Genomic DNA, 11,967 nt, shown 5'->3' with positions numbered 1-11,967 from the left:
GTGTCTGACGCTCGACAAGTGTAGCGATCTGGCTGTTGTGGCTGCCGAAAAGCAGGTCGCGTGTGATGGCGGGATCGGCGCATGTTCCGGCTACGCCGCAAGTGCTCCAGCAACTCCTTTTTCAGGGCACCACGGGCCTGAATGTAGAGGCTACGATAGATCGTTTCGTGTGACACGTGATAGTCCTCGTCACTCGCGTATGCCTGCTTGAGCCAGCCAGCGATTTGCTCGGGCGAGCATTGCAGCTGGCGTTTGCTGGCGACGATATCAGCCAGCGCTCGATTCACCACGAGCTTACACGGCTTGGGACGTCGTGCTCGATCCCGGGCACGTTGGTCGGCCTGGTTTGCTCGATATCCTTCCAAACCACCATTTCGCTTCATCTCCCGAGACACTGTTGAGGGTGATCGGCCGAGGGAAACGGCAATGGAGCGAATCGAACAGCCTGCTACGACTGCGCGGGATATTTCTTCGCGCTCAGCAAGAGTTAGCGCCAGGCGCGAGCGACATCGTTGTGCTGGACATATTCCACCTGTTTCGGCCAGAATCCGAATGACTGAAGAGTGGTTTCGGTCGAACAATTGGGCAATCTTTTGGAGCGGATCGCCCTGGCGCCATCGCTCCCACATTAGTGCCTTCTGATTGTCCGTGTAGATAATCCGAGATTTCCGCTTCATGTGAACACTCCTCCATAAGTCTTAGAGTGTTGCGTTCACCGGTTGAATCCACAACCCAAAGCGGACCGACATCCTGCAAGGAACTCTCCTAGCCCCACTGTCCCATGACCACGGCACTGATGCCAATGACGCCAGAGATCGCTACTGCCGTAGCAATCGACAGCGCGTAAAGAAGCATCGAGGATCTGAGCGCGACCTGCTTAACAAACAAGAAGAATGCAGCGATATACAGCGCAGACATGCCAATCAACAGCAACGCCAGCGTGCCTCCCAGGAAGGTGACCATGCGTCCTGCAAGCTGAAAAACCGACGCTAGAAGAGTGTCCATTGCTAAAAGAACCGGTGAGGTGACGAATGACCGCCGTTGGCCGTTCTCGGCTGTTCAGTGTACGGCAGCTCATGACCCGTTGCGGACATCAGGGCTGAGACTGCGCTAGAACTTCACAACCTTCTCTAGCTTGATTTCTTCCGGCGAGAAGGTCTGCATCCATTCGGTGATGCCACTCTTGTCGCTGCATTCCAGCTCGTATCCCAGAGGATTGTCGTAAATTTCAATGACCCATGCGACGTCACCGACCTGTGGCTGAGGAATGTCGTCCTTTCCCAAGCCAGAACGGGCGCTCGCAATGGATCAGTGTACGAGATTGTTGCTTTCATGGCAAGTATGCGGTTTGGTTCCGCGTTCTTAACAGAAATTTCTTCGCCGATACCAATACCGGTATCGCCCGCTACATTAAAGTAATTTGTAAGAAAGGAAAAATTTCTTCAACCTGTCTCCTGCCGTACCCACAAACGATAAAACGATAACGGAGACACGTAATGAAGAACATATCCTCGCTATGGGGGATAGGGGCGCTGCTCGCCTCGTCCCTCCTTCCCCTGCAAGCCGCCGCCCAGGCGGGATTCACCCCGATCACCTTCAAGAACGCCTCGGTCCACGATCCATCCGTGATCAAGGCCGGCGACACCTTCTATGTGTTCGGCTCGCACCTGGCTTCCGCCAAGTCCACCGACCTGATGAACTGGCAGGGCCTGACGGACAGCGTCAGCGCGACCAATCCCCTGTTCCTCAACGGGTCAAGCAACGTGTTCACCGAACTGTCCGAAGCGTTCAGCTGGGCGCAATCGAACACCCTGTGGGCGGCCGACGTCAGGCAGCTGGCCGATGGCAGGTTCTACATGTACTACAACGCCTGCAAGGGCGATTCGCCGCGCTCGGCGCTGGGGATTGCGGTCGCCGACCGGATCGAAGGCCCTTATGTCGACAAGGGCATCATCCTGCGCTCGGGCATGTGGGGACAGGCCAGCCACGACGGCACGATATACGACGCGCTGAAGCACCCGAATGCCGTCGACCCCCACGTGTTTTCCGACAATGCCGGCCGTTTGTGGATGATCTACGGGTCCTACTCGGGCGGCATCTTCATCATGCAGATGAACCCGACGAACGGCATGCCCCTGCCGGGGCAAGGCTACGGCAAGCGCCTGATGGGCGGCAACCACGCCCGCATCGAAGGCGCCTTCGTGATGTACAGCCCGGCCACGTCCTACTATTACATGTTCACCTCGTTCGGGGGCCTGGACGCGAGCGGCGGCTACAACATGCGGGTGGCCCGTTCGCTGAAACCGGACGGTCCCTACCTGGACGCACAGGGCAACGACATGGCCAACGTCAGGTCCAATCCCGCGCGGCCGCTGTTCGACGACGCCTCGATCGCGCCCTACGGCGTCAAGCTGATGGGGAACTTCCTGTTCGAGCGAAAGCTCGGCGAGCCGGGCACCGGAATCGGCACCGGCTACGTGTCGCCCGGCCATAATTCGGCCTACTACGATGCCGCGACCGGCAAGCACTTCCTCGTCTTCCACACGCGTTTCCCCGAGCGCGGCGAACAGCACGAGATTCGCGTCCACCAGATGCTCATGAACGCCGACGCCTGGCCAGTCGTCGCGCCCTACCGCTACGCCAAGGAAAACGCGGAGGCCGTGCACCGCGAGTTCGTGATCGGCGACTACCTGTTCGTGAACCACGGCAAGGACATCTCGGCCGCGATCAAGAAATCCCAGCACATCACGCTCGGCAGCAACGGCGCGGTGACGGGGGCGGCCACGGGTACCTGGACGCTTGCCGGCGGCAACGGGGTAGAACTGCGCCTGTCGGGCTCGGCCTCGCCCTACAAGGGCGTGTTCCTCAGGCAGTGGGACGAGACCTCGAAAAACTATGTCATGACCCTGTCGGCCCTGTCGCGCGAAGGCGTCGCGGTGTTCGGCAGCCGCCTGCTGCCGCGCACCGATGCGCAGGTGGTGACTGCGGTCGGGGCTGAACTGAGCCTGGGCAATACGACGGCGGTGAGCGCCAACCTGACCCTGCCGACCTCGGGCGCGCGCGGCGCCACGATTGCGTGGACCTCGTCGAACCCCGCCGTCGTCAGCAACAGCGGCGTCGTTTCCCCGGCCGGTGCCGACGTGACCCTGACGCTGACCGCGCGCATCACCAAGGGCAGCGCGGTCGTGGTCAAGACTTTCACGGTCACCGTGCGCAAGGCGGGCGGCCTGCTGGCGCACTACGCCTTCGACGGCAACCTGCGTGAAACGAACGGCGTGCTGGCGGCAGGCAGCGTCGTCGGCAGCAGGATCGATGTCGCCGGGGGCAGCATCGGCTATGAAGCCGGCGTCAAGGGTAATGCGGCGGTCTTCAACGGCGCTTCCGGCATCCGCCTGCCGAACGGCCTGGTCTCGTCGAACACCTACACGGTCGCGCTCTGGCTCAAGCCGGCGCAGCTGACGGCGTTCAGCACCACCTTCTTCGGTGCGCGCACGACCGACTCCTGGATCAGCCTGCTACCGATGGGCCACGGCTTCGTCAACGGCGCCTCGATGCTGTGGTCGGGGACCGCCTGGTATGACGCCGGGCTGGGCATGAACATTCCCGTCGGGCGCTGGTCGCACCTCGCCTTCACTGTCAGGAACGGCGCGGTGAGTGTGTATGTGGACGGCGTGAAGAAGTTCAGCGGCACCAACTTCCCGAACGTGTTCACCAATACGAGCGGCGTGTTCGCGCTGGGCGTGAACTGGTGGGACACCCCCTACAAGGGCTCAATGGACGACCTGCGCATTTATGGCACGGCACTTGGCGATGCCGAGGTCGCCCAGCTGGCACGATAATATTTTCAGGACAACGACGATGAAAAAAACTCTACTTTCCCTGTTGCTGCTGGTCGCATCGGCTAGCGCCTCCGCCGCCGTGATCACCTTCGACGACCTGCCGGGTAATGAAACCGACGTGATCGTGGACGGTTACCGCGGCTTCCAGTGGCACAACTTCGGCGCCATCAGCGCCGGCGCCTACCCGGGCAGCGGCTATGCCGCGGGAACGGTGTCGCCGGCAAACGTCGCCTACAACCGCGACGGCGGCACGGCAGCCGTGTCCAGTGCCGCCAGCTTCAATTTCGCCGGCGCGTATTTCACGTCCGCCTGGCTCGACCAGGAACTGGCCTTCGACGGCTGGCGCGACGGGCAACTGGTGTATTCGACCGAGGTATCGTATGTGCTGGACACCACGACGCCCCAGTGGATCGGGCTCGGCTGGTCCGGGATCGACACGCTGGTGATCTACAACAGCAGCGGCACCCCGTGGGCGATGGATAACTTCACCGTCCCCGAGCCGGCGTCGCTCGCCCTGTTCGGAACGGCGCTGGCGGGGTTGGCGGCGGCGCGCAGGAGGAAGCCCGCTAGCGCTCGCGCAGCAGCTTGAACTGCCTCGCCTGCCGGTTGTAGCCGGCGACTGCCCCCTTGACGTATCGGGTCAGGGCGTCGCCGGTGAGCGTAAACGGGTACAGTCCGGCCTCCCCGCGCATCTGGACGAACCCGGGTGAGGATTCCATGTGGGCGAAGGCAGCAACCCAGCGCCGGTAGTCGGCCTCGGGTACACCCGGTCCCATCCATACCCCACGAATCACCGGCCAGACCACGTCGTAGCCCTGCTCGCGCGCGGTCGGGACCGAGGCCAGCAAGCCCGGCAGGCGGGTTTCCGACAGCACCGCCAGCACCCGCACCTTGCCGGGACCCGCATGCAGGAGGGCTTCGGACGTGTCGCCCGATATCGCCTGCACATGGCCCGCCTGCATCGCGATGAACTGCTCGCCGCCCCCTTCCAGCGCCACGAAGCGCAGTTTGCGCGGATCGATGCCAGCCAGGCGCGCGAGCAGCGCCATCTTGATCCAGTCCTGGCTGCCGACAGTGCCCGACATGCCGATCAGGACCCGCCGCGGATCGAGCCGCAAGGCCCTGACCAGGTCGCCCAGCGTACGGTAGGGCGACGCGGCAGGGACGGCGATCATGCCGTAGTCGGCGCCGAAGGCTGCGACCCAGCGCACGTCGTCGACGTCCGCCTTGCCGAACTTGCCCAGGGCGAGGTTCAGCACCGAGCCGCCGGAAAAGGCGACCAGGGTATTCGGTTCGCTGCGGCGTTGCGACACCAGGGTATGCCAGGCCACCGCACCGACACCGCCCGGCAGGTAGCTGAGCTTGAGCTGTGGCGCGCCAGCCTCGCCCTGCATGCCCTTCTGGGCCAGCTTGCAGGTCACGTCCATCGCGCCGCCCGGCTTGGACGGGATCAGGCACTCACCGTCGGGCAGCTGGGCCGCCGCCCCCGGCGAAGCGAGGGCCAGGATCGCCGGCAGGAGCGTGAGCAGGAGTATGAGCGGTCGTTTCATGGCGCCCATGATAGCGCCACGGGGCCCGCGCCGCTCAGGAACGTTACTTAAAAGCGGTGCTGGATGCCGGCCGTAACGCCGCTCTGCGTCGTACCAAAACCCGGATCGTCGCGCGACAGGCCGACCAGCTGGCCCTCGTCCGCCCTGGCGTGGGCCGCCGACAGGTAGAGGTCGGTGCGCTTCGACAGCGCAAGCATGGCGCGCGCGACGAACATGGTCGGATCGGCGTCGGCGCCAGCCGGCCGTCCCTTCGTATTGATGTGGTAGGCGGCGCCGGTCAGGGTGACGGGGCCGATGACGCGGGTGATGCCGCCCCAGTAGGTATCGCCACGCAGATCGGCCGCGGCCGGGGCGCCGGGCTGGAGCCGGTAGCCGCGCATGCCTGCGGCGTAGCGCCATGGGCCGGACTTGTAGTCGGCGCCCAGGTGGAAGGCGGCGGTCCGGTCGCGTCCGCCTGTGGGCAGGACCGCGCTGCCATTGACCTGTTCCCAGGCCGCCATCAGGCCCAGGTCCTTGCCGAACCAGGAGCCGCCGAGCGCATATTTGCGGCCGTCCGCGGCGTTGCCGCCCTGCTCGCCCAGGCCGATCGAGGCGCCGTAGGTGAAGCCGCCGGTCGTGCCGGTGTACTTGACCATGTTGTCGAACGAGGTCGTCATGCCATACCTGGACGGTCCCGTGGCGCCGCCGCTGGTGGCCCAGGAGTAATTCGGGGCAAAGCCCATCGGGTCGAACTTGATCACCAGGTCATACGTCGTCGTGAATGAGCGGCCGATGATCACGCGGCCAAAGCCGCCTTCCAGTCCCACCCAGGCCTGGCGCTTGAACAGCGGGCCATCGGACGCGCCGCTGTCCATTTCGATGCCGCCTTCGAGGTTGAACACGGCCTTCAGGCCGGCGCCCAGGTCTTCGCTGCCGCGCAGGCCCCAGCGCGACGTGTTCTTGCCGCCCGAAATGACGCGCGCGACGCTGCCGCCGTCCTCGCCGGCATGGTTCACGAGCTCAACGCCGGCGTCGACCCGGCCGTAGAGCTGGACGCTGTCCTGTGCGACCGCGGAGTTATTCAGGGAAAGCGCTGCCAGGGCGGCGAGCGCGAAAATCGACTTCTTCATGATGTCTCCGGCGTAGTGATCGTTGTGATTGCTTTGTTTGGGCCGACTATAGGCACCCCAGGCTTTCAATTCGCTTTCAACTCACTTTCAATGCGCGAATACGCCGCTTGCGCCAGTCGGCCTTTCCGGGGCCGGGGTTTTGCGCTTACACTGGCGCGATGAGAATCCTGTTAGTCGAAGACCACGTCGAGCTGTCGCACTGGGTATCGAAAGCCCTGCGCGACGCCAACCTCACCGTCGAATGCGCGGCCACCGGCGCCGACGCCGACGCGCTGCTGCATACCCAGGACTACGCGCTGGTGATCCTCGACCTGACCCTGCCGAAGATGGATGGACTGGACGTGCTGCGCCGCCTGCGCGCGCGCGGCGGCGCGCGCGGCGGCACGCCGGTCCTGATCCTGACCGCGCGCGGCGGCCTGGAGGAGCGGGTGCAGGGCCTGAACCTGGGCGCCGACGACTACCTGGCCAAGCCCTTCGAGCTGGCCGAGCTGGAAGCGCGCGTGAAAGCCCTGCTGCGCCGGCGCAGCGGCAACGAGTCGCTGGTGCACCGCTGCGGCCAGCTCAGCTTCGACACGGTTTCGCGCATGTTTTCCTACTGTGGCGAGCCGCTCGGCCTGACGCCGCGCGAGCACGCGGTGCTCGAAGCCCTGATCGCGCGCCCGGGGCGCGCGCTGTCGAAGGAAAAGCTGTTCGACGAAGTGTTCGCGCTGAACGACGATGTCAACCTCGACGCCATCGAGCTGTACATCCACCGTATCCGCAAGAAGCTGGAACGACGGCCTGAAGGGGGAGCGGCCATCGTCACGCTGCGCGGGATCGGCTACCTGATGCAGGAACGCCCGGCTTGAAGGCTGCCCAGGCACCGCCCCCGGCACCGGCCGCCGCCAGGCCGCTCGGCAGCCTGCGCAGCCAGCTGCTGCGCTGGCTGATCCTGCCGCTGGTGGCGCTGGTCGCGCTCAATGCTGTGTCGCTGTACCGTGACGCGCTCGAGGCCGCCGACGTCGCCTACGACCGCTCGCTGCTGTCCTCCACGCGCGCGCTGGCGGAACGGGTGTCGGTCAAGGACGGCAAAGTGGTGGCCAACGTGCCCTACGTCGCCCTGGACAGCTTCGAGACCGACACCCTCGGCCGCATCTATTACAAGGTCACGGGGCTCGAAGGCGAAACGGTGTCCGGCTACGGCGACCTGCCGGCGGTGCCGAAGAACGTGCCGCGCACGGATTTGTACCCGGCCCTGGTGCGCTTCTACCACGCCGACTACAACGGCGAGCCGGTGCGCATCGCTGCCCTGCTGCAGCCGGTCTACGACGATTCGATGCGCGGCATCGCCCTGATCCAGGTGGGCGAAACGCTCGATGCGCGCCATGCGCTGTCGCGCCGCATCCTGGTCAATACCTTGCTGCGCCAGGCGCTGCTGGTGCTGGCGGTGGCAACGCTCGTGTGGTTCGCCGTGCGCCTTGTGCTGCGCCCGCTGATGCGGCTGAAGAACGAGGTCGAGACACGCCCGCTGTCCGACCTGTCCAACATCGACCAGGCCCTGGTGCACAAGGAAGTACGGCCGCTGGTGGCGGCGATGAACGGGACCATGGCGCGCATGCAGGACCTGATCGCCAGCCAGCGCCGCTTCATTGCCGACGCCTCGCACCAGCTGCGCACGCCGCTCGCGGTCCTCAAGACCCAGGCCGAGCTGGCCCTGCGCGAGAACGACGCCGCCGCGATGCGCGCGATCGTGGCCTCGATTGCCGGCACCACCGATTCCGCGATCCACCTGGCCAACCGCCTGCTGACGCTGGCGCGCATCGAGCATGGCAGCGGCAGCGCCGCGCAAGGCCCGGTCTCGCTGGCGGCCGTCGCAGGCCAGGTCGGGCTCGAGCTGGCCCTGCCTGCGGTCACGAAGCGCATCGACCTCGCCCTGGAAGCCGAAGGTGGAGAAAATGGCGAAGACACGACGGTGATCGGCCAGGAACTGCTGCTGCACGAGCTGGTGTCGAACCTGGTCGATAACGCGATCCGCTACACGCCGCCGGGCGGCAGCGTGCTGCTGCGCGTGGGGCGGCAGGCCGGCGGCGTCCTGCTGGAAGTAATCGACAGCGGCCCGGGCGTCGCGCCGGCGGAATACGAAAAGGTATTCATGCCCTTCTACCGCGCACAGGCGACGCTGGAAGCCAATCCCGGCGGGACCGGCCTGGGACTGGCCATCGTGCGCGACATCGCCACCATGCACGGCGCCACCCTGGCGCTGGACCGGGCCGAGGGCGGAAGTGGGTTGAAGGTCAGTGTGATGTTCAGTGCCTGCGTTGAAAGCTAACTGAAAGGCGCGCGCGCCTATAGTTGACTCAAACAGCACGATAACAATAATCACCACGCGATGACCACAATCGGAGACACAATGAAGAAGCCAGTCCCTGCGCGCGCCGTCCCGGCAGCGCTGTCCCTCGAACAACCCCGCCCGCTCGCCATGAAACAGGTCTCGCACCTGCAGGGGGCCTGATATGCTGACCCTCCTTGCCTATTCGATGGTCGTCGTGTTCATGTTCCTGATCATGACGAAGCGCCTGCCGGCGCTGGTTGCCCTGATTGTCGTGCCGATCGCATTCGGACTGATTGGAGGCTTCGGCGCCGAGCTCGGGCCGATGATGCTTGCCGGGATCAAGAGCCTGGCCCCGACCGGCGTCATGCTGATGTTCGCGATTCTCTATTTCGGCATCATGATCGATGCCGGCCTGTTCGACCCGGTGGTGCGCCTGATCCTGAAACTGGTGCAGGGCGACCCCATGAAAATCGTGGTCGGCACGGCGGCGCTGGCCATGTTCATCTCGCTCGACGGCGACGGTGCCACGACCTACATGATCACGGTGTCGGCGATGCTGCCGCTCTACAAGCGCCTCGGCATGAGCCGCCTGATCCTGGCATGTGTGATCATGCTCGCCGGCGGCGTTTTCAACATCCTCCCCTGGGGCGGCCCGACCGCGCGCGCTGCCAGCGCCCTGGGCGTGGACGTGAGCGAGATTTTCCTGCCGATGATCCTGCCGATGGCCGTGACTGCCGTGTGGGTGCTGTTCGTCGCGTACATCCTCGGCATGAAGGAGCGCAAGCGGATTGGCGTAATCACCCTGGCTGGTGAGGCCAAGGCCGAGGCCGAGGCACCAAACGTGAGCGTCCTGCAGCCTGCCGGCGCCACGCTGGCAACGGGTGAACTGAACGGCACCACCGGCCAGTGGGCTGCGCACCCCGCCGCTGCCGCAAGCGCGGCGGGCAATGTCTACGCTATTCCAGGCAGCGGCGCCGGTGCGCACGCAGCGGTGTCGAGCACCGCCAGCGCCACGGCTGGCGGCGGCGAGCCGCAGATCGCCGGCACCGACCCGAGCATCGCGCGCCCAAAACTCATCTGGGTCAACTTCCTCCTGACGGCCGCCCTGATGACTGCGCTGATCATGGGCCTGCTGCCGCTTCCGGTGCTGTTCATGATTTTCTTCGCGGTCGCGATCATGATCAATTATCCCGGGCTGCAGGAACAAAAGGAGCGCATCGCCTCGCATGCGGCCAACGTGCTGCCGGTCGTGTCGCTGATCTTCGCCGCCGGCATCTTTGTCGGCATCCTGCAGGGCACGAAAATGGTCGATGCGATCGCCATCAGCGTCATCGCCGCCGTGCCGGAATGGATGGGGCCCTACCTGGCCATCGTCACGGGCATCCTGAGCATCCCGTTCACCTTCTTCATCTCGAACGATGCCTTCTACTTCGGCATCGTCCCGATCCTGGCCAAGGCAGCCGCCGTCTACGGTATCACCGCCGCCGAAATCGGCCGGGCCTCGATCATCGGGCAGCCGGTCCACCTGCTCAGTCCCCTGGTGGCGTCGACCTACCTGCTGGTCGGCCTGTCGGAAGTGGAATTCGGCGACCACCAGCGCTACACGCTGCTCTGGTCGATCACGGCGGCAATCGTCATGCTGGTTGCCGCGGTGATCTTCGGTGTGATTCCCCTGATGGGACGCGCATAGAAAAAAGCCCCTGTGAACATGAACTGAACCCCAAAAGTTGGACACCAACTTTTGGGGTTTTTTCATGACGAAGTACGATGAGCAGTTCAAGCTCGCGGTAGTCCATCAGTACCTGGACAATCAGGGAGGCTACACGGCCCTGGCAAAGCAGCAGGGGCTTGAGCGCGGTATGTTGCGGCGCTGGGTGAAGTGGTTCAATGCGTATGGCAAGGACGCGTTCAAGAAGAAGTTCGCACGCTACAGCGCTGATTTCAAGCTCTCGGTGCTTCGGCACATGTGGGACAATGAACTGTCATATGGCCAAGTGGCTGTCCAGTTCGACATTCGGAGCCCCGGCGTTCTCAGCACATGGGAGCGCAGCTACCGAAGTGGCGGGTTGGCCGCGCTAACACCACGCCCCCGAGGGAGACCCAAAGCAATGGCAGTCCCAACAGCAAAACCAGATACGCCTCCTGATAACGATAACCGCTCCCGGGAGGAATTGCTGGCCGAGCTGGACTACCTGCGCATGGAGAATGCCTACTTAAAAAAGTTGGAAGCCTTAGTTCAGGCCCGGCAGCAGCAAACGCCGCGGAAAAAGCGCAAGTAGTGCAAGAACTAAGGCAGCAATATCCGATCGCCGGGTTGCTGAAGGTAGCCCAACTGCCACGCAGCACGTTCTATTACCAGCAAAGCTTGCTGCGTCAGGACGACAAGTACGGACAGCTGAAAGAGACGATCAAAGCCGTCTACGAGCGTCACAAGGGGCCTTACGGCTACCGGAGTATCACGGCCGCCGTCCGGCAGTCGGGCTACCACGTCAACCACAAGCTGGTGCAACGCCTGATGGGGGTGCTGAGGCTGAAGTCCTTGGTGCGGCCGAAAAAATACCGTTCCTTTAAAGGAGCGGTTGGCCAAGCTGCGCCCAACAAGCTGCAGCGTCAGTTCGTGGCCGAAGCTGCCAATCAGAAGTGGGTAACGGACGTGACGGAATTCCATGTTGCGGGCGAGAAGCTGTCCCTGTCGCCAGTGCTGGACTTGTATAACGGCGAGATCGTCGCTTTCGAGACTAGCAAACGACCTGTGTTCGACCTGGTGGGCTCGATGCTCACGAAGGCCTTGGCCAAGCTCGCTCCGCACGAACGGCCCATGCTGCATTCGGATCAAGGATGGCAGTACCGCATGCCGGCCTATCAACGTCAACTTCAGGAGCGCCAGCTCGTACAAAGCATGTCCCGCAAGGGAAACTGCCTTGACAACGCGGCCATGGAAAGCTTCTTCGCCGTGTTGAAGTCCGAACTCTTCCACCTGAACAAATTCGACAGCGTCGATGCACTACGGGACAGCCTGACCGACTATATCCGCTATTACAATCACGACCGTATCAAGCTCAAACTAAAAGGCCTGAGTCCCGTTCAATACAGGACCCAGGCCTTGGCTGCCTAGCTAACTCAACTGTCCAACTTTATGGGGTCAGTTCAACACAGGG

The 11,967-nt window shown here is 63.8% G+C and carries 9 protein-coding genes and 1 pseudogene; 6 read left to right on the top strand and 4 right to left on the bottom strand.

The genetic code is table 11. The annotated features are described in order from the left end of the window. Both ACFPN5_RS05995 and ACFPN5_RS05990 read right to left on the bottom strand, forming a co-directional pair. Positions 1-677: pseudogene (locus ACFPN5_RS05995) on the bottom strand (transposase); the annotation flags it as partial. Between the two features lie 88 nt (positions 678-765). Then, a complete protein-coding gene (locus ACFPN5_RS05990; RefSeq protein WP_379781126.1) occupies positions 766-963 on the bottom strand; it encodes a hypothetical protein in 198 nt (65 codons plus the stop codon). A 533-nt stretch (positions 964-1,496) separates the two neighbouring features. Between ACFPN5_RS05990 and ACFPN5_RS05985 the strand changes: the two genes are divergently transcribed. Beyond that, the gene (locus tag ACFPN5_RS05985; RefSeq protein ID WP_379781124.1) at positions 1,497-3,839 is read left to right on the top strand and encodes a family 43 glycosylhydrolase; all 2,343 of its coding nucleotides are present in this window, start codon (positions 1,497-1,499) and stop codon (positions 3,837-3,839) included. 19 nt (positions 3,840-3,858) lie between these two features. Next, positions 3,859-4,428: a PEP-CTERM sorting domain-containing protein gene (locus ACFPN5_RS05980; RefSeq protein WP_379781122.1), complete on the top strand. Its 570-nt coding sequence runs from the start codon at positions 3,859-3,861 to the stop codon at positions 4,426-4,428. On the opposite strand, the gene ACFPN5_RS05975 is transcribed toward ACFPN5_RS05980, so the two are convergent. Both ACFPN5_RS05975 and ACFPN5_RS05970 read right to left on the bottom strand, forming a co-directional pair. Continuing rightward, complete coding sequence (locus tag ACFPN5_RS05975; protein ID WP_379781120.1) at positions 4,406-5,389, bottom strand: tripartite tricarboxylate transporter substrate binding protein; 984 nt, start codon at positions 5,387-5,389, stop codon at positions 4,406-4,408. The genes ACFPN5_RS05980 and ACFPN5_RS05975 overlap by 23 nt on opposite strands. 47 nt (positions 5,390-5,436) lie before the next feature. Further along, positions 5,437-6,498: a porin gene (locus tag ACFPN5_RS05970; RefSeq protein ID WP_379781119.1), complete on the bottom strand. Its 1,062-nt coding sequence runs from the start codon at positions 6,496-6,498 to the stop codon at positions 5,437-5,439. Positions 6,499-6,656: 158 nt separating this feature from the next. Here ACFPN5_RS05970 and ACFPN5_RS05965 point away from each other — a divergent pair, with 158 nt between their 5' ends. The 4 genes from ACFPN5_RS05965 (at position 6,657) to ACFPN5_RS05950 (ending at position 11,924) form a co-directional block, all read left to right on the top strand. Then, on the top strand, positions 6,657-7,346 hold the full coding sequence (locus ACFPN5_RS05965; RefSeq protein ID WP_379781117.1) for a response regulator: 690 nt from the start codon (positions 6,657-6,659) through the stop codon (positions 7,344-7,346). Continuing rightward, positions 7,343-8,806, top strand: coding sequence for a sensor histidine kinase (locus ACFPN5_RS05960; RefSeq protein WP_379781115.1), 1,464 nt, complete (start codon positions 7,343-7,345; stop codon positions 8,804-8,806). The genes ACFPN5_RS05965 and ACFPN5_RS05960 overlap by 4 nt, the downstream gene beginning before the upstream one ends. A 184-nt stretch (positions 8,807-8,990) precedes the next feature. After that, entirely contained in the window at positions 8,991-10,499 is a 1,509-nt protein-coding gene (locus ACFPN5_RS05955) for a CitMHS family transporter (protein WP_379781113.1), read from the top strand. A 64-nt stretch (positions 10,500-10,563) separates the two neighbouring features. Continuing rightward, a protein-coding gene (locus ACFPN5_RS05950; protein ID WP_379781111.1) for an IS3 family transposase occupies positions 10,564-11,924 on the top strand; the annotation gives its coding sequence in 2 pieces (ribosomal slippage) (positions 10,564-11,040 and positions 11,043-11,924; 1,359 coding nt in all). Positions 11,925-11,967 lie beyond the last annotated feature (43 nt).

This window comes from Massilia niabensis (genome assembly GCF_042655085.1).
Classification (GTDB): Bacteria; Pseudomonadota; Gammaproteobacteria; order Burkholderiales; family Burkholderiaceae_D; genus Telluria; species Telluria niabensis.
Note: the sequence above shows the minus strand (reverse complement) of the source record. Positions and strands in the feature narration are given on the sequence as shown.